The 23,695-nt window shown below is 68.3% G+C and carries 20 protein-coding genes; 16 read left to right on the top strand and 4 right to left on the bottom strand.

What is annotated here, in order from left to right; genetic code table 11:
• Positions 1-338: 338 nt before the first annotated feature.
• The 3 genes from KF689_09560 to vsr all read left to right on the top strand — a co-directional run bounded on the left by KF689_09560 (position 339) and on the right by vsr (position 4,873).
• Positions 339-2,849, top strand: coding sequence for a vitamin B12-dependent ribonucleotide reductase (locus tag KF689_09560; GenBank protein MBX3133616.1), 2,511 nt, complete (start codon positions 339-341; stop codon positions 2,847-2,849).
• A 1,291-nt stretch (positions 2,850-4,140) separates the two neighbouring features.
• A complete protein-coding gene (locus tag KF689_09555) occupies positions 4,141-4,434 on the top strand; it encodes a HigA family addiction module antidote protein (protein MBX3133615.1) in 294 nt (97 codons plus the stop codon).
• Between the two features lie 58 nt (positions 4,435-4,492).
• The gene (vsr, locus tag KF689_09550) at positions 4,493-4,873 is read left to right on the top strand and encodes a DNA mismatch endonuclease Vsr (protein ID MBX3133614.1); all 381 of its coding nucleotides are present in this window, start codon (positions 4,493-4,495) and stop codon (positions 4,871-4,873) included.
• Positions 4,874-4,876: 3 nt separating this feature from the next.
• Here vsr and KF689_09545 read toward each other — a convergent pair whose 3' ends face one another.
• Positions 4,877-5,296, bottom strand: coding sequence for an acyl-CoA thioesterase (locus KF689_09545; protein ID MBX3133613.1), 420 nt, complete (start codon positions 5,294-5,296; stop codon positions 4,877-4,879).
• A gap of 87 nt (positions 5,297-5,383) precedes the next feature.
• Between KF689_09545 and KF689_09540 the strand changes: the two genes are divergently transcribed.
• From KF689_09540 to KF689_09530, 3 genes are all read left to right on the top strand, one after another.
• The gene (locus tag KF689_09540; GenBank protein MBX3133612.1) at positions 5,384-6,238 is read left to right on the top strand and encodes a serine/threonine-protein phosphatase; all 855 of its coding nucleotides are present in this window, start codon (positions 5,384-5,386) and stop codon (positions 6,236-6,238) included.
• 105 nt (positions 6,239-6,343) lie between these two features.
• On the top strand, positions 6,344-8,446 hold the full coding sequence (locus KF689_09535) for a S9 family peptidase (protein ID MBX3133611.1): 2,103 nt from the start codon (positions 6,344-6,346) through the stop codon (positions 8,444-8,446).
• A gap of 13 nt (positions 8,447-8,459) precedes the next feature.
• Complete coding sequence (locus tag KF689_09530; protein MBX3133610.1) at positions 8,460-9,248, top strand: rhomboid family intramembrane serine protease; 789 nt, start codon at positions 8,460-8,462, stop codon at positions 9,246-9,248.
• A gap of 29 nt (positions 9,249-9,277) precedes the next feature.
• Here the strand turns inward: KF689_09530 and KF689_09525 are convergent, their stop codons facing one another.
• A complete protein-coding gene (locus KF689_09525; GenBank protein MBX3133609.1) occupies positions 9,278-10,432 on the bottom strand; it encodes a PQQ-dependent sugar dehydrogenase in 1,155 nt (384 codons plus the stop codon).
• 95 nt (positions 10,433-10,527) lie between these two features.
• Complete coding sequence (locus tag KF689_09520) at positions 10,528-12,201, bottom strand: DUF3300 domain-containing protein (protein MBX3133608.1); 1,674 nt, start codon at positions 12,199-12,201, stop codon at positions 10,528-10,530.
• 228 nt (positions 12,202-12,429) lie between these two features.
• Between KF689_09520 and KF689_09515 the strand changes: the two genes are divergently transcribed.
• The 8 genes from KF689_09515 (at position 12,430) to KF689_09480 (ending at position 20,866) form a co-directional block, all read left to right on the top strand.
• A complete protein-coding gene (locus tag KF689_09515) occupies positions 12,430-13,041 on the top strand; it encodes a methyltransferase domain-containing protein (GenBank protein ID MBX3133607.1) in 612 nt (203 codons plus the stop codon).
• Positions 13,042-13,045: 4 nt separating this feature from the next.
• Positions 13,046-13,543, top strand: a complete 498-nt coding sequence (locus KF689_09510) for a hypothetical protein (protein MBX3133606.1) — start codon at positions 13,046-13,048, stop codon at positions 13,541-13,543.
• A 51-nt stretch (positions 13,544-13,594) separates the two neighbouring features.
• The gene (locus KF689_09505) at positions 13,595-13,840 is read left to right on the top strand and encodes a DUF4342 domain-containing protein (protein MBX3133605.1); all 246 of its coding nucleotides are present in this window, start codon (positions 13,595-13,597) and stop codon (positions 13,838-13,840) included.
• A 102-nt stretch (positions 13,841-13,942) separates the two neighbouring features.
• Positions 13,943-15,016 (top strand): hypothetical protein, encoded by a 1,074-nt coding sequence (locus tag KF689_09500; GenBank protein ID MBX3133604.1) that lies wholly within the window; start codon positions 13,943-13,945, stop codon positions 15,014-15,016.
• Between the two features lie 140 nt (positions 15,017-15,156).
• Positions 15,157-17,658, top strand: a complete 2,502-nt coding sequence (locus KF689_09495) for an ABC transporter permease (GenBank protein MBX3133603.1) — start codon at positions 15,157-15,159, stop codon at positions 17,656-17,658.
• A gap of 3 nt (positions 17,659-17,661) precedes the next feature.
• Positions 17,662-18,906: an HlyD family efflux transporter periplasmic adaptor subunit gene (locus KF689_09490; protein ID MBX3133602.1), complete on the top strand. Its 1,245-nt coding sequence runs from the start codon at positions 17,662-17,664 to the stop codon at positions 18,904-18,906.
• Between the two features lie 7 nt (positions 18,907-18,913).
• Positions 18,914-19,609 (top strand): ABC transporter ATP-binding protein, encoded by a 696-nt coding sequence (locus tag KF689_09485; protein MBX3133601.1) that lies wholly within the window; start codon positions 18,914-18,916, stop codon positions 19,607-19,609.
• Between the two features lie 186 nt (positions 19,610-19,795).
• On the top strand, positions 19,796-20,866 hold the full coding sequence (locus KF689_09480) for a hypothetical protein (protein ID MBX3133600.1): 1,071 nt from the start codon (positions 19,796-19,798) through the stop codon (positions 20,864-20,866).
• Between the two features lie 16 nt (positions 20,867-20,882).
• On the opposite strand, the gene KF689_09475 is transcribed toward KF689_09480, so the two are convergent.
• Positions 20,883-21,350 (bottom strand): hypothetical protein, encoded by a 468-nt coding sequence (locus tag KF689_09475; protein MBX3133599.1) that lies wholly within the window; start codon positions 21,348-21,350, stop codon positions 20,883-20,885.
• Between the two features lie 143 nt (positions 21,351-21,493).
• Here KF689_09475 and KF689_09470 point away from each other — a divergent pair, with 143 nt between their 5' ends.
• Entirely contained in the window at positions 21,494-21,928 is a 435-nt protein-coding gene (locus tag KF689_09470; GenBank protein ID MBX3133598.1) for a cytochrome c, read from the top strand.
• A gap of 20 nt (positions 21,929-21,948) precedes the next feature.
• Positions 21,949-23,694 carry a DUF885 family protein gene (locus tag KF689_09465; GenBank protein ID MBX3133597.1) on the top strand — a complete coding sequence of 582 codons (1,746 nt, stop codon included), beginning with the start codon at positions 21,949-21,951 and terminating at the stop codon, positions 23,692-23,694.
• Position 23,695: the final 1 nt, after the last annotated feature.

Genomic DNA, 23,695 nt, shown 5'->3' with positions numbered 1-23,695 from the left:
GAACGGGCCCCGAAGTGACGGGAACTCTTCTTGTTCGTAAGTGATTGATTGATAAAGCTTTAAGGAATTGTCTGGATACGGGAATCAGTGTCGGGTCGCTGTCGCTTGAGTGGGTCTTATTAGCGCCAGTGAACGCGCGTGGAAAAGCTGAGGCTCGTGACGATTTCGTGATGGCGTCTGTATAAGTGCTTGTTCCTGAGCGGCTTACCAAGTTCTTGCGCGGTTTCTCGTGCGGGGTAGCTTGGACGCCCTCGACCCCTGGGCCGGACAGTCCCTGAACGGGACACTGCCGGAATCGCCCCAGGTTTGGCCCAATACCTTTCGTTGGAGAAGTTGCAATGCCGCTGCCCGTCAACCCGCCCGCCACGCCGGCGACCCTCTCGCAGAACGCGCGCACCGTCCTCGAGAAGCGCTACTTGGTCAAGGACAAGTCCGGCAAGCCGGTCGAGACGCCTGAGGATATGTTCTGGCGCGTCGCGACGACGATCGCCGAGGCGGATCGCAAGTACGGGGCGACGGACAAGCAGGTGGAGAAGGTGGCGAACCAGTTCTATGAACTGATGACGCAGCGCCGCTTCGAGCCGAACTCGCCGACCCTGATGAACGCCGGCCGGCCGCTGGGCCAGCTCTCGGCCTGCTTCGTGCTGCCGGTGGACGACGCGCTCTCCAACGGGTCGAGCGGCATCTACGACACGCTGCGCTCGATGGCGCTCATCCATCAGTCGGGTGGCGGCACGGGCTTCTCGTTCTCGCGCCTGCGCGGCAAGGGCTCGATGGTCCGCTCGACCACCGGCGTGGCCAGCGGTCCGATCTCCTTTATGCAGCTCTATGACGCGTCCACGGACGCCGTCAAGCAGGGTGGCACGCGCCGCGGCGCCAATATGGGCATCCTGCGCGTGGACCACCCGGACGTGATGGAGTTCATCACGGCCAAGGAAGACCTGACCAAGATCACGAACTTCAACATCTCCGTCGCCGTCACGACGAAGTTTATGGAGGCGCTGAAGGCCGGCACGAGCTACGACCTCGTCGAGCCGTCCTCCAAGAAGGTCGTCGGCCAGCTCGACGCCCGCGAAGTGTGGGACAAGATGATCGAGGGCGCCTGGCGCACCGGCGAACCCGGCGTGTTCTTCATCGACGAGGCCAACCGCTACAACCCGGTGCCGCACCTCGGCGCCTACGAGGCCACGAACCCCTGCGGCGAGCAGCCGCTGCTGGCCTACGACGTCTGCAACCTCGGATCGATCAACGTCGGCTACTACGTCGAGAACGGGAAGATGGACTGGAAGTCCTTCGCCAAGGACATCCACCTCTCCACGCGCTTCCTCGACAACGTCATCGACGCCAACAAGTACCCGCTGCCGGAGATCGACGCGCTCTCCAAGCGCATCCGCCGTATCGGTCTGGGCGTGATGGGCTTCGCCGACGCGCTCATCCGCCTCGGCATCGTCTATGACTCGCCCGAGGGCGTGGAGTTCGGCCGCAAGGTGATGGAGTTCGTGGACGTCGAGTCCAAGAAGGCCTCGCAGCAGCTGGCCGAGGAGCGCGGCGCATTCCCGGAATGGGCGCAGTCCATCTGGGGCCCCGACGCCACCTGCGCGCGCGACGAGCAGGGCAACCGCATCCGTCCCGAGCAGAAGCTCCGCAACTGCAACGTCACCACGGTCGCGCCCACCGGCACGATCTCCATCATCGCCGGCTGCTCGTCGGGTCTCGAGCCGCTGTTCGCCGTCGCCTTTATGCGCAACCAGGCCGGCGTGATGATGCCCGACGTGAACGAGGACTTCGTCGCCATCGCCAAGAAGGAAGGCTGGTACTCCGACGCGCTGATGGAGCGCATCGCCAAGACCGGCTCGGTGATCCACGGCGAGGTGCCGGTGAAGTGGCAGCAGGTCTTCGCCACCGCCAACAACATCGCGCCCGAGTGGCACATCAAGATGCAGGCGGCCTTCCAGCTGCACTGCGACTCGGCCATCTCCAAGACGACCAACTTCTCGCACGCCGCCACCCGCGAGGACGTGCGCAAGATCTACGAGCTCGCCTACGAGATGCGGTGCAAGGGCGTCACGGTGTACCGCGACGGCTCGCGCGACGGCCAGGTGCTCTCCACCGGCGCCACCGCCGACGCGGCCGCCAAGCGTGACGGATCGGCCAAGGCCGACGAGGCCACGCGCCAGGAACTCGCGGACCTCAACGAGCGCCTCGCCGACCTGCAGTCCGCCAACGACCGCCTGCAGAAGCTGCTCTTCGACGCCGAGGCCGAGAACCTGCAGCGCCGGCAGAAGCGCTCGCGCCCCGACGTCCTCAAGTCCACGGCCATCCGCAAGGAGACGCCGCTTGGCACGATGTTCGTGCACATCACCGAGGACGACAAGGGCCAGCCCTTCGAGGTGTTCATCAATCTCGGCAAGGCCGGCGGCAGCGCGATGGCCGACGCCGAGGCGATGGGCCGGATGATCTCGCTGGCCCTGCGCTCGGGCATCCCGATCCAGCAGGTGCACCGCCAGTTGCGCGGCATCTCCTCCGACCGCGCCGTAGGCCTCGGCCCCAACAAGGTGCTGTCCGTGCCGGACGCCATCGGCCTGGCGCTCGAGGACTGGATGCGTACCAAGCAGGGCGTGCAACAGGAGCTCCTGACGACCGCCGAGACGCTGGCGGCGCCGGGCGCGCCTGGCGCGCCGGTGGTGCAGGCCCAGCCGGTGACGGCGGCGGGCGGACTGCAGATGCAGTTCGAGGCCGTGAACACCGGGGACGCGTTCATCGGGACCTGCCCGGATTGTGGCTCGCAGCTGGAGTTTGCGGAGGGCTGCGTGAAGTGCCACGTGTGCGGGTTTAGTGAGTGCGGGTGAGGTAGGCAATAGGGGAGTGACCCTGAACGGCTGTATCTACGAGGGCCCAGGGCGCGAGATCGCTCTGGGCCCTGCTCGTGAAAGCCGTTCTCAAGAGTACCTCCCGCCGTCTTCGATGTCGCCCGGGTTAAACTGGTTGACAGTTGTAATGCTGAGGATTACACTTCCCTCGTTGCACTGACTTTCGCCGATTCTTCCCGATGCGCGCACTTCGACAGAAACGAAATCTGATTCGACTCACGACCGTCCCAGATGACGCTTCGCGGCGCTCGTGGGGTGGCCTCGCCTCCGCAGAGCTCTTCTACCGGGGAGGAGTTGCCCAGCAAGGAGTCCGTGATGTGTCACGTCCATGCGCGGCGGCGTTGGTTCATAGCGTGCCGGTAACAGCACTGGCTGACTTCGGCTGGTACGCGACGACACTGCGCAGCCTCTACGCCTCGGTGTCTAGTCTGGCGCCCGACGAGGCGATTGCTACAGTCGTCGACCGCCAACTGGATCAGTCGAGCAATTTCAGCAGGTTTGTCGACAGTATTTGGTCGTTCTCGACGAAGACGCGCGTCGTTCCTCAGTGGCAGGCGGAGAGCCGCTACATTCCGCCGGCGTCCACAGACGTCCGGAAGGCACGGTCTGCGTGGGCTCAGCAGGCTTTCGCGGACGCTGGTCGAAGGCTCTCCTCTGCGCAGCTTCGGCGGTTGTGGGTAAGGGTCTTGAACGAGCTGCGACGCTCGCACGAAGAGTCGCGTGAATCAGGTGGCTACACCGAGCGTGTCGCGATTCGCTTCGCATCGAGGGTTGCTAGCGCGATTGCAAGGCAACTCACACGTGTGTTCGCCGGTCGCGGTTCGTCCCGCCAGCGGGTGGTCAGTCACGTGACCGCTCAGTCGCTATGGCGTGTGCACTCACTTTTGACTGGGAATCCTCCACCAGAGGTAGTGGGACAGTTTGTGCCCGAGTCTAGGGTCGACAGTTCAACTACCAACCGAAGAGGGTTCTCCTACAATGGGACGATTTGCAGACGCAATTTCGCGCACAGTAGCATCCGGGAATTCACATAGGGCGGTCCCGCGGTCTGTTGCGGCACCAGCTCATCGCAAGCTCAGGCTTGTGGCGGCAGCATATCGACTACGCGACTTGACATCACTTCGGAGCTTGTACGTCGAAGGGATGGATGCTGGGCGCTACAGGTTGTCTGTCGAAGGGAAGTGGTGGATTACTTTCTCGTGGATCGAGGAGCTCGGCGCAAGCGAGATTCGCTTGTGCCGAATGTGAACAGCTAGCATGGGAGGAAGGGTTGGAACAGTTCTCGGCGTCGACGCACCTGCGCGAGGTGCTTGCTGAGCGAGGGATTAGCCAGGCGTCTCTTGCAGCAGCCATGGGTGTGTCGCGGCTGACTGTGAGCGAAATTGTCAACGCAAGACGTCCGATCACACCGGACACTGCGGTCAGGTTGGAGGTCGTACTCAAGCATCCATCGGCTGAATTTTGGCTTCGGCTGCAGGCCGACTGTGACCTCGCGCGAGTCCGGGACAGGCTCAGGGGCAAGAAGGCCCTGCCGCCGAGCGAGCATAGTCGCGGACCGCGATAGGCTCTCGACAGTTTGGTCCAGCCCTTTGCCTCGTGTCTCCGCCGTCCGCAGCCGCATAATGTCTGCCATCCGCGGCAAGGACACCAAGCCCGAACTGCAGGTCCGCCGCGCCATCCACGCCGCGGGCCTGCGCTTCCGCCTGCACCACCGCGAGCTCCCCGGGCGCCCCGACATCGTGCTCGCGCGCATCAAGACCGTGGTCTTCGTGCACGGCTGCTTCTGGCACGCGCATAGTTGCCAGACGTCCAAGCCGAAGACCCGCGCGCAGTTCTGGGCAAGGAAATTCGAGGCCAACCAGGCCCGGGACCGTCGCGTCCGCTACTTCCTCCGCGCTGCCGGCTGGCACGTGCACGTGATCTGGGAGTGCGAACTCAGGCGCAGGTCGCCACTCGCGACCTTGGTGCGGACGCTCAAACGGCGCCGGGCCGCGCTGGGCTAGCCGCTACCCGTTCGTCGAGAACACCGCCCGCAGCGCCGGATCCACCCGCGTCACGCGCCCTGAGCTGCGGCTGACTGGGCACCACAGCGTGCGCACGGCCGCCAGCAGTTTGCGGTCGCCGGCGCGCAGGATCTCGACAAAGCGTTCGAAGCGCACGCTGTCCGCCTCGCCCACCCACGTGGAGGCGACGATGGCGTCGCCGGGCAGGGCAGGGTGCTGGTAGTCGATCTCGTGTCGCACGGCGACCCAGGCGATGGCGGCCTGCTGCGCGGGTGTACTCGCGGCCGTCCAATGCGCGGTGGCCGCGTCCTGCGCCCAACGGAGGTACACGACGTTGTTCACGTGACCGAGGCCGTCGATGTCGTCCGGTTGGACGGCGAGCGGCAGTTCGAAGCGGTCGGATCGGAGCTCGGGTTCGTTCATCGGTGAATGATAGGGCCGCCAAGGATGGCGCGCGGGGGGTCCGCCCCGCAACTTGGGGGCGGATTCCCCTTCCCGTTGAGGCCCAGCGTGCCGAATGCGCCACGCAAGCCAGCTGACGATGAGATCGACGTCTACGGGCTGACCCATAAGGGGCTGCTCCGTCCGACGAACGAGGACGCCTTCCTGCTGGCCTCGGTGCACAAGGAAGTGCGCATCCTAGCCACGAGTCTCGCGCCGGATCAACTGCGGACCTCCAGCGATCGCCTCGCGTTCATCGGGATGGTGGCCGACGGGGTCGGCGGCCTGGAGCGCGGCGACGAGGCCAGTGCCACCGCGCTCGACGCGGCGATGCGCTACGTCTCGGAGTCTGCCTCCTGCTACTACAAGGCCGAGGCCGGGACGGAACTGTTCGAGCGTGAGTTGGTCGCGGCGGCGATGCGGGCGCACGAGGCGGTGCGTGCGAAGGCAACGGAGCAGGGCGGCAAGCCGATGGCCACGACCCTGACCTTGTTTATGGGGGTCTGGCCCACCTACTACCTGCTGCAGGTGGGCGATTCGCGCTACTACCGCTATGCCGACGGCCAGTTGTCGCTGATCACGCGGGACCAGACGGTCGCGCAGGATCTCGTGGACCAGGGGGTGCTCGCACCGGAGAAGGCACAGGAGACGCGGCTCGCGCACGTGCTGTCGTCGTCGATCGGCGGCGACGAGGCCGCGCCGGTGGTGACGCGCCTCGAGTCGGAGTGGGGCCTCACCCACCTGATGTGCAGCGACGGGCTCACCAAGCACGTGAGCGATGCGCGCATCGCGGACGTCTTGGGCGCGATGACGAGCGCCAAGCAGGCTGCCGAGCAACTCTTGCAGGACGCGCTCGATGCCGGCGGCACGGACAACATCACCATCATCGTCGGCGGACCGCGGCCGCGCGGAGCGCAACCCTGACGCGGCGGGCTCGCAGGCCGCGGAGTGGCACGTTCAGCCTGCCCCGCGCACGCGACTAGATTTCACGGGTCCGCGGAGCCCTGCCTCCCTCAGCCCGCCCGTCCAATGCGCAACTGGTATCGCCTGTCCTTGGCCGCCCTGACCCTCCCGGTGGCCCTCGCGGCCCAGGCCCCGACGCCGCCGTCGCCCGCCGATCCCTACCTCTGGCTCGAAGAGGTCGAGTCCGACCGCGCCCTCAGTTGGGTGCGCGAGCGCAACGTACGCTCGCTCGGCGTGCTTGAGTCCGATCCACGCTTCGCCAAACTCAACGCCGACGCGCTCGAGATCCTCAACGCCACGGACCGCATCCCGGGCCCGAGCTTCTTCGGCGGCGGCATCAGCAACTTCTGGCAGGACCGCGAGCGCGTGCGCGGCGTGTGGCGGCGCAGCTCGCTGGAGAGCTATCGCGGAACATCCATCGCGTGGGAGACAATCCTCGACGTCGACGCCCTGGCGCAGCACGAAGGGAAGAACTGGGTCTTCCGCGGCGGGAACTGCCTCGCGCCCGACGATCGCTACTGCCTGCTTTCACTCTCCGACGGTGGCAAGGACGCCGTCACCATCCGTGAGTACGACGCCGTGGACCGCCGCTTCGTGGACGGCGGCTTCGGCTTCCCCGAGGGCAAACAGAGCGTCGCGTGGGTGGACCGCAACACGCTGCTCGTCGCCCGCGAGTGGACGCCGGGCGAGATGACGAGCTCGGGATATGCGTACGTCGTGAAGCGCGTGACACGGGGCCAGCCGGTGGAGCGCGCCGCCGAGGTGTTTCGTGGGCAGCCGAGCGATGTGTCGGCCTCAGGCTTCACGCTGCGCGACGCCGATGGCGTCGTGCGCGCGACGATGATCCGCCGCGGCCGCACGTTCTGGGAGAGCGAGATCTACCATCTCACCGCCTCCGGCACGCGCCTGCTGCCGTTCCCGGGCCGCCACGACCTCAACGGCCTCGTCGAGGGACGCCTCGTGTTCACGGCCAACGAGGACTGGAACGGATTCAAGGCCGGCGACGTGCTCAGCTACGAGCTCGAGACGCTGCTACGCGACCCCGCCGCGGCGCGTGCGGAGCTGGTGCTGCGCCCGGGCCCGCGCGAGTCGGTGGAAGGCATCCGCATCACACGCAGCCGCGTGGTGGTGGCGCTGTACGAGAACGTGCGCGGTGCAGCCTACGCCTACCGCCGTGAAGGCAACGGATGGACGCGTACGCGCCTGCCGCTGCCCGAGAACGTCACCGTGGGCCTCGGCAGCACCGAGCCCCGCAGCGACCGCCTGTTCGTGAACGTGTCGGGCTACCTGACGCCGCAGACGTTGCTGCTCGTGGACGCCGCCGCCGGGACGGCCGAGACGGTCAAGGCGGCGCCGGCCAAGTTCGATGCCACGGGCCTCGTGGTGGAGCAGCACGAAGCGACGTCCAAGGATGGCACCAAGGTGCCGTACTTCCTCGTGCGCCGCGCCGACGCCCCGCGCGACGGCAACCTGCCCACGCTGCTGTACGGCTACGGCGGCTTCCAGATCTCGCAGTTGCCGGGCTACAGCGCCGTGCGGGGCAAGCTCTGGCTCGAGCGCGGCGGCGCCTACGCCGTCGCGAACACGCGCGGGGGCGGCGAGTTCGGTCCGGCGTGGCACCAGGCGGCCATCGGTGCCAACCGGGATCGGGCGCACGAGGACTTCATCGCCGTCGCGCAGGACCTGATCGCCAAGCGCATCACCTCGCCGCGGCGCCTGGGCATCCAGGGCGGGTCGCAGGGCGGCCTCTTTATGGGCGTCGCGATGACGCGGCACCCGGAGTTGTTCAATGCCGTGATCATCGGCGTGCCGCTGTTCGATATGCTGCGCTACCACCTGCTGCTCGCCGGCGCGAGCTGGATGGGCGAGTACGGCAATCCGGACATTCCTGAGCAGCGCGAGTGGATCCTTCGCTACTCACCGTACCAGGCCCTGGCCGCGGGGCGGAACTATCCCGAGCCGTTCATCTTCACGTCCACCAAGGACGACCGCGTGCATCCCGGCCACGCCCGCAAGGCGGCGGCCCGGCTCGAGGAGCTCGGCTACCCGTACCTGTACTATGAGAACATCGACGGCGGCCACTCGGCGGCCGCGAATCTCGTCGAGAGCGCCCGGCGCAACGCGCTCGAGTACACCTACCTCACGCGCAAGCTGATGGACACGCCGTGAGCGGGGGCGCCCGATGACCCCCTGGGTGACGCGACTGCTGGTCGCCAACATCGCGATGTTCGCGCTCTCGTACACCGTGCTGCCCGGCTACATCGCCGAGCTGATGGTGTTCGTGCCGCGCGCCGTCCTCACGCGGCCGTGGACGCTGGTGACATATATGTTCCTGCACGGCGGCCTCACGCACCTGCTGTTCAATATGCTGGGCCTCTTCTTCTTCGGCGGCCGCGTCGAGGCACGCCTCGGTGAGCGCCGCTTCATCACGCTGTACTTCCTGAGTGGCATCGCCGGAGCCGTCGCGTCGCTCATCTTCACGCCGCGGGCCGCCGTCATCGGCGCCTCGGCCGGCGTGTTCGGCGTGATGATGGCCTTCGCGATGTTCTGGCCGCGCGAGCGGATCTACATCTGGGGCATCATCCCGGTGGAGGCCCGCATCCTCGTCATCCTCACGACGGTCTTCGCGCTCTACGCCGGGTTCGGCGGGCGAGGCGGGGGCGTGGCGCACTTCGCGCACCTCGGCGGGTACGTGGGCGCCTGGCTGTACCTGTGGTTCCTGCAGCGCAACACGGCGCAGCGGCGCTTCAAGGCACGCGTCGATGCCGTGGATCCCGGCGTGAAGCGCGCCGTGGCGTTGCACCGCGACCAGCTCAATCTCGAGGGCGTGCACGCCCTCACGCGCGAGGAGGTGGACCGCATCCTCGACAAGATCAACGCGCAGGGGATGGGCAGCCTCACGCCGGAGGAGCTGCGCTTCCTCTCGAACTTCGCGCCGATGGACGACAGAAAGCCGCTGCCGCCCAGCTAGGCGGCAGCGGCTCCCGGGACCGGCGTGGTTCAGCGCGCCGGTTCGAGGCGCAGGATTGCGCTCGGGGCACCCATCCGGTCTTCCATCGCCAGGTAGATGAAGCCGTCCGGGCCCTGCCGCACGTCGCGGATGCGGCCGCGGCGCTGCACCAGCAGTTCCTCCTCCATCACGCGCGTGCCGTCCAGGCGCAGCCGCACCAGCACCTCGCCCGCGAGGCCGCCCGCGAACAGGTGCCCCTGCCAGTTTGGGAACGCGTTGCCCGTATACGCCATCATTCCCGACGTGGCGATGCTGGGCACCCACACGCGCACCGGCTGCTCCATTCCCTGGCGCACCGTGCCGCTGTGGATGGCCGAACCCGTGCGGTAGTTCACGCCGAAGCCAATCACCGGCCAGCCATAGTTCTTGCCCGGCTGGATCAGGTTGAGCTCGTCGCCGCCCTGCGGACCGTGCTCCGTGGCCCAGACGTCGCCCGAGACCGGGTGCACCAGCAGCGCCTGCTGGTTGCGGTGTCCGTAGCTCCAGATCTGTGGGAGCGCGTCGTCGCGGCCGACGAAGGGGTTGTCCGCAGGCACCCGGCCGTCGTCGTGGAGGCGGATGACCTTGCCGTGGTGCGTCCGCAGGCTCTGGGCGGGGTGCGCCTCGAGGTCGCCCGTGGGCGGAACCTGACGATCACCGACGGTGATGAACAGGAACCCAGCCTTGTCGAAGGCGAGCCGTGAGCCATAATGCCCCTGACCCGCCGACCACGCCTGCGCCTCGAAGATCTCCGTCACGTTCGTGAGGCGGTCGTTCTCGAAGCGCGCGCGGATGATGGCCGTCGTGCTCTGGTTGCCCTCGGCGTTCGGCTTGGCGTACGAGATGTAGACAAGGCGATTCCGCGCGAAGTCCGGGTGCGGGACGACGTCAAGCAAGCCGCCCTGGTTGCCCACGCGGATCGCCGGCAGGCCCGAGACCGGTTCCGCCAGCAGACGCCCGCCCCGCACGATGCGCAGGCGGCCGGGGCGCTCGGTCACGAGCATATCGCCGCCCGGCAGGAAGGCGATGGACCAGGGATTCACCAATCCCTCGACCACCGTGACGAGGCGATACGTATGGTGCACCGAGCGCTGCGGCTCGGTCTGGGCACCAGCGAGGACGGGAGCGGCCAGCGCCGCGGCGAGCACGAATGGACGGAACGACATCACGAACTCCTGAATTGCGGGAGGGAGACACACGAAAACTGACGCGCGCTCGCCCTGAGGCAAGCGCGCGTCAGAAAAACCGGTCCGGCGCGGACTTAGTTCGGACGGCCGCGCCCGCCGGAGCCGCTCGATCCGCGGGCCGCCCCGCCGCCGCCGGACGAGCGCGGGGCTGATGCGCGCGGGGCGCTGCCGCCGCCACCGCTCGAACGCGGTGCCGCCGCCCGCGGGGCGCTACCGCTGCTCGCCCGCGGGGCCGAGGCCCGGGGGGCGCTGCTGGAGCTCGGCGCCGAGGCCCGTGGCGTGTTCGCGCGTGGCGCACTCGTGCTGGCACGCGGCGCGCTGGTGCTGGCGCGCGGCGTGCTCGGTGCCGACGCCTGCGGTGCCGGACGCGCGTTCCACGAACCGTCGTTCCCGCGCGATGCCGACGACTGCGGCGACGCGGCGCGGGGAGCGGCATTCGCCCGTGGGGTGGCCGCTCGGTCGGCTGCCGCCCGCTCACCCGTGGACCGCGGATTCCACGTGCCGTTGCTGCTGCGCGTGGTCTGGCCGCTCGGTGTCGCCGCACGGGTCGGGGTCGGCGTGGCAGCGGCGTCGTTGCGCGCCACCCGCGTGGCGCCACCGCTCGGCAGCGGCGTCACGCGCTGGTTCGGCACGTCGTCGCGCGGTCCCACGCGGCGCCCACCGCCGCCGCGCTGATCGTCGCTCGGCGGACCGACGCGACGGCCGTTGTTGCCACCCGCGTTGCCGCCACCGTTGCCACGCCCACCGCCGTTGGCCGCACCGCCGCCATTGTTCCTGCCGCCCCCATTTGCGACACCGCCACGGTTGCCAGGCGCGTCGCGCTCCGGCACCGCCCGCCCGCGGTCCGCCGGCACGCTGCCCCAGCCGCGGCCCACGTCACGCCGGCCCCCCCAACGGTCGTGCCGTTCAAAGGTCACGTTCCGGTGGATCTGGCTGTAGCGCCGCACGGGCGCCGCGCTCCAGCGGCGATGCACCACGTTGCGGTTCACCACCACGACGGTGTGCCGCGGCGCGATATAGATGGGGTTCATCACGATCCACGGACGCGACATCACCACCCAGCGCGGGCCCGCGACGTGCCAGCCGTGATAGTAGATGCGATGGCCCCACCAGTCGAAGTCATAAGTCAGCCACACGCCGACGGGGTAGCCCAGGCCCCAGCTCCAGTACGCGGGATGCGCGTGCGCCACGTAGATCGGGCGGAAGTACACCACCGCCGGGTCGTAGACGGGCACGTAGACGACGCGGGGTTCCGCCGGTTCGATGCGGATCACCTCGCGCTCCACGATCACCTGCTGTTGCGCCGTGGTCTGCAGGTTGCCTTGCGCGTTGGCCATCTGCCGCAGCGACTGCACGGCGTTCATCACGTCCACCGGCTGCGTGGCGTAGGCCTGGCCGAGTGCCGTCATCCAGTCCTCGCCCTCGGCCATCAGGTTGAGGACCGGTTCGTAGCGCGCCACCGCCTTCACGCTGATCTCCCACGGCATCGCGTCGATCTCGTCCACGCCGAAGGCCCGTACGTGCGCCTGCGCGGCGAGCACCTGATCGGGATAGGTCGCCGCCACGAGCACCTGGGCCAGGATCGGGTCCGGGTACAGCGCGATGGGGGCGAGCAGGTTCTCCAACTCCTCGCGCGTCCATCGGTCGTCGACCGCGCTCGCCTGCGTCCCTTGGGCCGCGACGACAGCGCTGGGCGTCGCGATGGCGAGGGCGGTGAGCAGATGCAGTCCCACGGTGCTGCGCCGCATAAGGTCTCCGGGTTGCGGTCGCTGGGTCATACCCGTGCTCCCACCCAAGTTCCGAGGTTCCGGGCCGAATTGCCAGCGGGAAAAGATTCCCTGTCGGTCGGCGCGCCCGTGGTCGAGCGTCCCCGCCGCCCGTTACGGCAACGTGGCAGAATTGTGGGCAGGAGGTGGACCTGCCCGGTCAAAGTTGAACCGTCCCCGATACTTGATTGGCACCCACCAGACCTCTCCGTGGCCACCAGCATCCTCGATCACGAATCCAACAACCTGCGAAAGTGGGAATACGGGAACGGCATCTATCAAAGGGTGTTGGGGAGGTATCTCGACCGCGTGGCCTGGCAAGTGCAACAGCTCGCCCCGCGGCGGGTCCTGGATGCGGGCTGCGGCGAGGGGTTCGTGTACCGGGGCCTACGGCAGCGGGGCGTGTCTGCTTCCGTGTGGCTGGGCGTCGACATCAGTCACGGAGCGGTGGCGTATGCCGCCGCCCGCAGTCCAGAGGCGACGTGGCGGGCGGCCGATCTTTCCGCACTCGACCTTCCGGATCGCTGCGTGGATCTCGTGCTCTGCTCGCAAGTGCTCGAGCACATCCCCAATCCCGAACGCGTTCGCGACGAGCTGACGCGCGTCAGCTCGCGGTGGCTGCTGGTGTCCGTGCCGCTCGAACCCATATTCCGCACGCTCTGCGCGCTCACGATTGTCGCTGGTATCGGACAGGATCCTAGCCACGTGAACTTCTGGTCACCGCGTGCGTTCCGTAGTTTTCTCAAGCCGGTGGGACGGCTCGCCTCCTGGACGCGGACGTCCGTCTACCAAATCGCCCTCGTGGACCGTTTCCAACGTTGATGCCGTGAGCCGAAGCCTCGTCGCCCATTTCCTCGCTGCGATCGCATACCGCACCCAGAAAGCGCTCCGCGACGCACCAGCCGGGTTTCCCACCTTCCAGCCCGGCGCGCAGGTGCGTTCACCGGTTGAAATCCTCCGCCATATGACCAGCGTGCTCGGCTATGCGCGCACGTTCAAGGTTGGCGGGGAGTACCCGGTCCATCCCGAACCGCTGGTGGACTTCGCGGCCGAACAGCGCCGATTCCACGAAATGCTTGAGTCGGTCCGCGACGAGCTTGGCGAGGATGGTTCGCTCGGCACCCTGACTGCCACGCAGCTGCTCCAAGGCCCCTTCGCGGACGTGATGACGCACGTCGGGCAGCTGGCGATGCTCCGCCGCCTTGCGGGCTCCCCCGTGGCGCCCGAGAACTTCATCTTTGCTGAAGTGGATGCCCAGCGGCTCGGCGTGGACCAGGCCGGGCCTGCCCGTCCCGACGCGCACTGGCCTCAGCGCCCGCGCTGACACCCCGGCGTGTGCGGGCCGTAGGTGGCCGCACCTCCAACGGAGTACACGATGGAAGAATTCAAGGTCAGCGGCGCCAAGTTGCTCGAGAAGCTCAAGGCCCTCGTCAAAGAGGGTAACGTCCGCCGGATCGTCCTGCGGAATCCCGAGGGTCGCGTGCTCTTCGACGTCCCGCTCAATGCGGGCATCGCCGCGACGGCCCTGTTGCCGTTCTGGGCCGCCGTGGCCAGCGTCGCGGTGCTCGCCACGGACTACACGGTATTGGTCGAACGCGACCCGACTGCACCAAAGACGTGACGTCCGTCACGGGGTCGAGGCGCATCATTGGTGCACGGTGTAGAATGCGAATGATCCCGCGCCGCTGAGGGGCGCGGACAACCCTCTGCCCTAGGTGGACTGATGTTCGTTGCCCTGCGTTCGCGCGCCGCGTTGGCGGCCGCGCTCTTCACGCTCGTGGCCTGCGGTCAGGAGACCCCGCTCCCGACGACGCTGGAGCCCGTGGAGATGATCACGGACGTGGACCTTTCCGAGGCCGCGTTCGAGACCGAGCCCACACTGGCGCTCGCCGACCTTGGCGTCGCGATCGATGATGCCCTCGTGAACCTCGGCGGCTTCGCTTCGGTGCTGCCGAGCATCGTGGCCGAGGGGCCGCGCGCCTCGTCACCCGCCCGCCAGCTGGACAGCGCTACGGAGTTCACGTCCGGTGGGCCGGTGAATGCCATTCCGCTCGCGGTCCTTGGCAAGACCCTGGTCTGGAATCTCGCGACCACGTCGTACGAGCTCTCGAATCCGGCGCTGCCCGGCGCGCCCGCCAACGGCGTGCGGTTCATCCTGTACCAGATCGACCCGACCACCGGGTTCCCGGCCGATCCCCTGGTGGAGCGGGGCTACGTCGACCTCACGCGCGAGGGGACGGCTTCGAACCCTGCCGCGCGCCTCGCAGCGTATACCACTGGCGGCGTCAAGGTGCTCGAATACCTGGCAACCGTGACGCTCAGCAACAACGGTTCGGCGGTGAGCTATCGCGTCGAGGGGGTGGCCGGCACGGGGCCCAATGCGGCGACCTTCACCCTGACCGTCGGGCTCAACCTCTTCTCGGGCACACCGAGCGCCACTTGGCGCACGGTGATTGCCGCGCGAGCGCTCTCGTCGCGGGTCACGGTGAACGTAGGGGCCAACACCTACTCGCTTACGGGCGTGTTGCAGCGCGGCCTGCGGAAGGTGGAAATTGGCGGCACGATTAACCTCACTACCGGTGGCCAGTTGGCGGTCAAGGTTGGCAACAAGACTTTTGCCCGCATTGCGCTGAACAGCGCCGGGGAGGTGACAGTGACCAATCCGGACGGGTTGCCGCTGACGCCAGAGGAGGAAGAGACGCTGGAGCGCATCTTCCGCTGGTTCGAGTCGGCGCTCGGCTGGTACAACACGGTTCTGAACCCCGTGTACACCGTGATGGACGTGCCGCCGAACTGACCGGCACGGGGCCGGCCGGGCCGAAACCCTGCCCCACGGGGGGCCGTAGGCCCGAGTGTCTCCAAACCATCGGGGGACTGGGAGTGTCTGAGTGCTGACACCCGACAGTCCCCCGATCGTTTCCCCGAACCGGTCCCCTGATGCGCCAGTTGGCCCTCGCGTTCCGGATGCTCCGCAAGACGCCGTTCGTCACGGCGGTCGCAGTGCTCTCCCTCGCCCTCGGTATCGGGGCCAACGCCGCCATCTACTCGCTCTTCGACCAGCTCCTGATCCGTTCGCTGCCGGTCCCCGAGGCCGGCGAGCTGGTGAACCTCTCGCTGCCGGGCCCGATGCCGGGCTCGACGTCCTGCAATCAGCAGGGCAGTTGCCAGGAGATTTTCTCCTACCCGATGTATCGGGACATCGAGCGCGAGCAGACGGCGCTCGCGAGCGTGGCGGCGCATCGGCTCTTCGGGGCCAGCCTGTCGATTGACAACGAGCCCAGCGTCGGCGAGGGCATCTGGGTGTCGGGGAGCTACTTCCCGACGCTGCGCGTGAACGCCGCGCTCGGCCGCGTCTTTGGCCCCGACGATGACCGGGTCATCGGGGGCCACGACGTCGTCGTGATCAGCCACATCCTCTGGCGCGACCGTTTCGGCGCGCGGCCGGACGTGATCGGCAAGACGATGATCGTCAACGGCCGCACGATGGAAATCATCGGTGTGTTGCCGCAGTGGTTCCACGGCGCGACGGCCGGCGCGCGTCCGCTGGTCTATGTTCCGCTGTCGATGCGCGGGGCGTTCTCGACCACGCCGTTTTCGGGCTTCGAGAACCGACGCCAGTATTGGCTGTACGTCTTCGGCCGTCTCAAGCCGGGGGGCTCGGTGGAGGAGGCGGTGGCCGGCCTCAATGCGACGGTGCAGCCGATTCTCCAGGAAGTCGAAGCCCCAGTGCAGACCGGGATGAGCGAGCAGACGCTTGCGAACTTCAAGGCCAAGAAGATGGTCGTGGAGCCCGGGCGCCGCGGCCAGAGCGACATCCAGCGCGAGGCGGGACCGCCGCTCTTCCTGCTCGGCGCGATCACGTTGACGGTGCTGCTGATTGCCTGCGCCAACGTCGCGAACCTGCTCTTGGCCCGTGGGGCGGGGCGGGCGACCGAGATGGGCGTGCGCCTGGCGCTGGGCGCCTCGCGCCGCCAACTGCTCTCGCAACTGATGACGGAGTCGCTGCTGTTGGCGACGCTCGGCGGCGTAGTCAGCCTCGTGATCGCCAAGTGGACGCTCGCCGGCGTCGCCAGCTTTCTGCCGCCGGAGGCCGTTGCGTCGATGAACTTCGCGCTGGACGGGCGCGTGATGACTTTCGCGGCGGTGCTGGCCATCGTCACGGGCTTCCTCTTCGGCCTGTACCCGGCAGTGCAGAGCACGCGCCCCGATCTCATCGCGGCCATCCGCGCCGGGGCTGGGCAGATCGCCGGTGGGCACAGCTCGTCGAAGTTCCGCGCCGCACTGGTGACCGTGCAGATTGCCCTCTCGATGGCGTTGCTCGCCTCGGCCGGGCTCTTCGTGAAGAGCCTGCTGAAGGTGTCGCGCGTGGACATCGGGATGGACGTGGACCAGGTCGTGACCTTCGCGATTTCGCCGCCGCGCATCGGGTACGACACGCTGCGCTCGGCAGCGCTGCACCGCCGGGTCGAGGGCGAGCTGCGCGCGCTTCCCGGCGTGACCGGCGTGACCTCGGCGATGGTGCCATTGCTTGCCGGCAGCAACTGGGGCTGGGATGCGCGCGTCGAAGGATTCGAATGCGGCCCGGATACTGACTGTAACAGCAACTACAACGAGGTCGGCCCCGATTACTTCACGACGCTCGGTGTGCGGTTGACCGCCGGTCGCGGCATCGAGGCCTCGGATGACCTGGGCACCACGCGTGTGGCCGTCGTGAACCAGGCCTTCGCCGACAAGTTCAACCTGAAGGACCAGGCGGTGGGAAAGTTTATGGGCCGCAGCGGGCCCGGGGACTCGCTCAACATCCTCATCGTGGGCGTCGTGCCGAACGTCGGTTACTCCAACGTGAAGGGTGTCACGCCGCCGGTGTACTACCTGCCGTGGCGCCAGTACACGCGCACGGGCGCGATGAACTTCTTCGTACGCACGGCGCTGCCGCCCGAGCAGCTCCTCACGGTGATCCCGGAGATGATGAAGCGGCTCGAACCCTCGCTGCCGGTCGAGGAACTCAAGACGATGCCGCAGCAGATCCGCGAGAACGTCTTCCTCGACCGGATGATCAGCATCCTCTCCACCTGCTTTGCCGTCCTGGCCACGCTACTCGCGGCCGTCGGGCTCTATGGCGTGATGGCCTACTCCGTGGCGCAGCGCACGCGGGAGATCGGCGTGCGGATGGCCCTCGGCGCCAATGCGGGGCGCGTGCAGGGGATGGTGCTGAAGCAAGTCGGGCTGATGCTGGCCATCGGCGGCGTGGTCGGCCTGGCCGCAGCCTTCGCGCTGGGCCGTGCGGCGCGCTCGATGTTGTACGAGATTGAGGCGCACGACCCGATGGCGCTTGCGGTCTCGGTGCTGTTACTCACCCTGGTGGCCTTGGCTGCCGGTTACCTCCCCGCCCGCCGTGCCTCGCGGGTGGATCCTATGCACGCTCTCCGATACGACTGACGAATGGACATCGTTCGCACTCCCCCCAAGCGGACTGGCAAGAAGGCGGCGATGGTCGCCGGCGCGGTCGCTTTGGTCCTCCTCACCATCGCCGTGGCGCGGCTGGACCCGGCCGTGCCGACCGTGGCACGGGCCGGCGTGGTCATCGACTCCGTGCGCCGCGGCGATGTGGTGCGCGAGGTGCGCGGCCCCGGCTCGCTGGTGCCCGAGCAGATCCGCTGGATCACCGCGCAGGCCTCCGCCCGCGTGGAGCGCCTGCACGTGCTCTCCGGTGCGGACGTGACGCTCGGGACGATGATCCTTGAACTCTCCAATCCCGACCTGCAGATCCAGACGATGCAGGCCGAGCAGCAGGTGCGGCAGGCCGAGATCGAACTGCTCAACCTCACGACGAACCTGCGCAGCGCCATCCTGACGCAGGAAGGCCTCGTCGCCAGCACGCGCACGCAGCACGTGAGCGCCGTGCAGGAGGCGGAGGCGGCCGACTCGTTGGTGCGGCGTCAACTGATCAGTGAGTTCGAGTTGCGCAACCGTCGCGCGGCCGCCGAGGAGATGACCACGCGGCTGCGGGTCGAGCAGCAGCGGCTCGAACTGATGCGCGCGGCGATCGACAGCCAGATCGCGGTGCAGCGCGGCCAGGTGCAGCAGTTGCGCGCCATCGCCGCCAACCAGCAGCAGCGCCTGCGCTCGCTGTCGGTGCGGGCACCGGAGACGGGCGTGGTGCAGGAGCTGAACCTCCAGTTGGGCCAATGGGTGCCCGAAGGCACGACGCTGGCCAAGGTGGTGAAGCCCGGCGACCTGAAGGCCCAGCTGCGCATCCCCGAGTCGCAGGCCAAGGACGTGGCCATCGGCCAGGGGGCGTCGGTGGACACGCGCAACGGCATCGTGCGGGGCCGCGTGTCGCGCAAGGACCCCTCGGCGGTGGGGGGCTCGGTGCTCGTGGACGTGCAGTTCACGGACCCGCTGCCGCCCGGTGCCGTGCCCGACCTCAGCGTGGACGGCACCATCCAGATCCAGCAACTGAACAACATCATCTATACCGGCCGTCCGGCCTTCGGCGCGGCCAGCGGGACCGTCAGCCTCTTCAAGTTGGAACCTGACGGCGTACACGCCGTACGCGTGTCGGTGGAGCTGGGCCGCAGTTCCGTGAATACGATCGAGATCCTGCGGGGCCTCGAGCCCGGCGACCGAGTGGTGCTGTCCGATATGACCCAGTACGCGAATGTGGATCGCGTACGCATCAAGTGAGGAAGTGATGACGACGCTGATCCGTATGCAGGGCATCCAGAAGGTGTTCCATACCGACGAGGTCGAGACGCACGCCCTCGCCGATATCAACTTCGAGATCCAGAAGGGCGAGTACGTCGCCATCTCCGGCCCCTCGGGCTGCGGCAAGACGACGTTGCTCTCGATCCTCGGGCTGCTCGACGCCCCGAGCGCCGGCCGCTACGAGCTGGCCGGCCACGCCGTGGAGACGCTGGCTGCCGCCGACCGCGCGCGGGTCCGCAACCGCCAGATCGGCTTCATCTTCCAGGCCTTCAACCTGATCGGCGACCTGACGGTGGCCGAGAACGTCGAACTGCCGCTGACCTACCGCGAGGATATGAGCGCCAGCGAGCGCCGTGACCGCGTGGCCCGCGCGCTGGAGCGCGTGGGGATGAGCCACCGGGCCAAGCACTTCCCGGCGCAACTCTCCGGCGGTCAGCAGCAGCGTGTGGCCGTGGCGCGCGCCGTGGCGGGTGACCCGGCCATCCTGCTCGCCGACGAGCCGACGGGTAACCTCGACTCCAAGAACGGCGAGGCCGTGATGGCGTTGCTGCAGGAGCTGCACCAGCAGGGCAGCACCATCTGTATGGTGACGCACGACCACCGCTACGCACAGCACGCCTCGCGTGAGGTGCACCTGTTTGACGGCAAGGTGGTGCAGGCGCCGGAACTCAGCGTGGCGTGAGGCGTTCCGACGGGCGTTAAGAGTCGGTGAAGAGCTGGTCGAGGGCGCGCGAGGTCTCTTGCGCGCCCTCGGTCGTGGTGGGAACGTTGGAGTGCCCCTTTCGCGAGGCTTCCGTTGCGTCATTGGTCCGTTCTCGTACTGCTGCTCACTGCCTGCGGTGGGGGCGATTCCACTGCTGCCGGCGACGTGACTGACCGCGTGGGTGACGCCGCGGCACACGGCCTCCTCGCCACGCGCCGGCTGCTTCCCGACGCGCGGCTCTGCACACGCGGCGCGCTGGCCTGCGAGGTTCCTTTCGGCAGCGGCGGCGGCGTGGTCACGCCGGACGGCGCAGCGTTGGTGCGCGTCGTCGGCGGACGGTCGTCGGTCGTCGCCTTGGTGGCAGCGGGCGGGGACAGTGCGATCGCGTTCGGGCGCGAGGGGGCAGGCCCGGGGGAGTACCGCGCGCCGGTGGAGATCGACCGCGATGCCGCCGGCAACGTCTCCGTGTACGACCTCTTCACGCGCCGCCTGCTGCGCTTTGCGCCTGACGGCCGGCCTGTCGCCAATGCCGTCACGCAGCTTCCGCCGGCCCCCCAGCCGGTGATGCGTCTCGTCGACGGCGCCCTGCTGATGGTCGCGGCGGAGGACCCCAACGCGAAGGGCGACACGCTCCCCCTCTTCGTCTATGCGGTGGCTGATGACGGGGCTCCGCAACGCCGGCACGCGCTTGACCTGCGCCTGCCCTCGTACGGCGCCGGCGAATTCGTGGCGATGGGACGCACCTTCGAGGCGCTGCCGCAGTTCGCGTTCGGGCGCGACGGCCGGCTGGTCTATGCGGCGGGCGCGACGGCCGAACTCGCGCTCTTCGATTCCACGGGGCGCCTGGCGGTGCGCGGCGGCTTCCGGGCGACGGGGCGGCGGGTCACGGAGGCCGACATCGAGGCCGCTGTGGCCGCACAGATCCGGCGCCTGCCATCAATGGGCCCGATGCGCGACCAGATCCTGGAGCGGATGCGCCACGCCGCCGAGCGGCATCCGGGTGTCACGCAGCTCGTCGTGATGGCCGATGGCGAAGTGTGGGCGCGCGAGGCGCCTGAGGCCGGCACGGACTCGGTCGCGTGGCTTGTCTATTCCGCGTCGTTGGGGCCGCAGGCGCGAGTTCGGATGAGCGTAGACGACCGCCCTGTGGGCGTGCACGCCGGGCGTGTGCTGCTCGCGCGTAGCGGCGAGGATGAGCAGTCGAGCGGATATTGGTGGATGCGCGCCGCGCCGTAGCGCAGGCATCCGACGCTCAGGGGCAGCCGACGCGCCGATACGGGAAGTCGATGCCGCGCAGTTGCCCATTACGCAGGCCCTCGATGCGCGCGACGAGCGAGTCCGCGCCACGGCGCCGGTAGAGGATCCTTGTCGGGAAGTCGTGCGTGGGATTCTCGAACACGACGGCGCTGTCGTTGACGTCGACCGCTCCGAACGCCGTCTCGGCCTGTCGGGACGGGCGCGCCACATACGTCAGTACGCCGGCGCGCGGGCCGAGGTAGAGGTGTTCCCATTCGCGAACGGTATCGCGGACACTTGTGCGGCTCATCCCCAGCATCACGCCGCCCTCGGGCGCCATCCACTGCTCGAGGACCACCCGCGCCCCGACGCGCAGCTCCCAGCAGCCGGCCAGCCAACGTGGCGGCTCCGACGTGGCGGAGCCCTGCGCGCCGAGGGCGGACGCACCGAGCAGCAGTCCGATGGCAAGAGGGGTGAGTCGCATCGCACAAACCTGCAGCGACTGCGGGCCGTGCGCAACGGACGCTGCCCTGAGCGCGGCGGCCTAGCGGCACCCCTCGCCGAACGCTCGCCGGCGGTGCAGCGTAGAGGGCGCAGGTTCGCTCAATTCCCCTTGCCGAGGTTGCAATGCGCGTGTCGCTTCTGCGGTGGTCCCCCGTGTTCCTGATGCTATTGGCTGCCTGCGGTGGCAGCACGGCGACAACCTCGGCGGCGGGGGCGGCGCCACAGGCGGCGCGAGTGCCGAGCCCGGAGCTGCTGGCCTCGATTGCCCGCGGGGACTCGCTGTTCAACGCCGGTAGCTGCCAGCGCTGCCACGGCCAGAAGGGCGTGGGTGCGCAGAACGGCCCGTCGTTGATCGAGGGGCAGTGGCTGCACGTGGACGGCAGCCAGGTGGACATCGCCCGCGTCATCACGGCGGGCATCGCCCGCGAAGCCTTCAAGGTGCCGGAGCGGCCGTTCGCGATGCGGCCCCGCGGCGGGCCGATGAACCTCACGGACGAGCAGGTGCAGGACGTCGCCGCGTACGTCGTCTCCATCTCGCGCGGCAAGACCGCGCGCTGACCCTCCGCCAGGATTCCGTAATGCGCCTGCTCTCCGCTGCGTCGCTCACTGCCACGCTCCTGTTGCCATTTGCCCTCGGGGCGCAGGCGCAACGCCTGGCACCGCCCGCGCCCTCGGCGCAGAGCGAGCTGCGTGATACGGTCGCGCTGTTCATCTCCGACCGCGGGGCGTTGCTGCGGCGCTGGACGGTGCCGTACTCACCGGCGCGTGCGGCGCGCCTCACGGCGTTCTACACCGAGTGGCGCACACGGCTCACGCGGATGGACTTCGACCGGCTCTCGCAGGAGGGCAAGATCGACTACCTCCTGCTGGACAACCGCTTGCGGCAGGAACTTGACCAGTTGCGTCGCGACGAGCGGCTCGCCGCCGAGATGCGTCCGCTGGTGCCTTTTGGCGAGGTGGTCGCCGGATTCGAAGAAGCGCGGCGCCGCTTCGAGACACCTGACGGCCAAGTGGCTGGCCGTGCGCTCAGTACCCTCGCCAAGCAACTCGACTCGCTGACGCGCGCCGTGCGCGCCAGGGCCCCGCAGAGCGCGCAGATCCCGCGGGCCGAGCGCATCGTGGGCCTGCGCTCGCTCGACTACCTGAACGACCTGCAGACGCAACTGCGCAACTGGCATCGGTTCTCGGCGGGCTACGACCCGCAGTTCTCCTGGTGGACGGCCGATCCCTTCCGGCGCGTCACGGAGGGCATCACCGGCTATCAGCGCGCCATCCGCGAGGTCATCGTCGGCCAGCGGCAAGGCGAGGAAGAGCCGATCATCGGTGATCCCATCGGCGCCGCAGGCGTGACCGCGGACCTCGCGTTCGAGATGATCGCGTACACGCCGCAGGAGCTGCTGGCGCTGGCCGAGAAGGAGTTCGCGTGGATCGAGGCCGAGCAGCGCAGGGCCTCGCGCGAGATGGGCCACGGCGACGACTGGCGCGCGGCGCTGGAAGCGGTGAAGCAGGCCTTCGTGCCGCCGGGGCAGCAGCCGGCGATGGTCCGCGACCTCGCGCGCTCGGCGGTGAAGTTCATCACCGACCGCGACCTCGTCACCGTCCCGCCGCTAGCCGACGAAGTGTGGCGGATGGAGATGATGCCGCCGCGCCAGCAGCTGGTGTCGCCGTTCTTCCTCGGCGGCGAGATCATCCAGGTGGCGTACCCCACCGACTCGATGCAGCACGACGACAAGCTGATGGCGATGCGCGGCAACAATCCGCACTTCTCGCTCGCCACGGTGCACCACGAGCTGATCCCGGGGCACCACCTGCAGGGCTTTATGACGCAGCGGCACAACCCGCACCGGCAGGCCTTCAGCACGCCGTTCTGGGGCGAGGGCTGGGCGCTGTGGTGGGAGATGCTGCTGTGGGACAACCAGTTCGCGCCGACGCCGCAGGACCGGATGGGAATGCTCTTCTGGCGCTCGCATCGCGCGGCGCGGATCATCTTTTCGCTGCGCTTCCACCTCGGCACGATGACGCCGCAGGAGGCGGTGGACTTCCTGGTGAACCGGGTGGGCCACGAGCGCGCCAATGCCGAGGCCGAGGTGCGGCGCTCCTTCAACGGCACGTACTCCCCGATGTACCAGGCGGCCTATATGCTCGGCGGCCTGCAGTTCCGCGCGCTGCACACGGAGCTCGTGGCCAGCGGCCGGATGACCAACAAGGAGTTCCACGACGCCATCCTGCAGGGCGGACGGATGCCGGTGGAGATGGTGCGGGCGCGGATGCTCAACCTGCCGCTTACGCGGGAGTGGAAACCGAGCTGGCGCTTCTACCAGTAGG

This window comes from Gemmatimonadaceae bacterium, assembly GCA_019637355.1.
In the GTDB taxonomy this organism is placed as follows: domain Bacteria; phylum Gemmatimonadota; class Gemmatimonadetes; order Gemmatimonadales; family Gemmatimonadaceae; genus Pseudogemmatithrix.
Note: the sequence above shows the minus strand (reverse complement) of the source record. Positions and strands in the feature narration are given on the sequence as shown.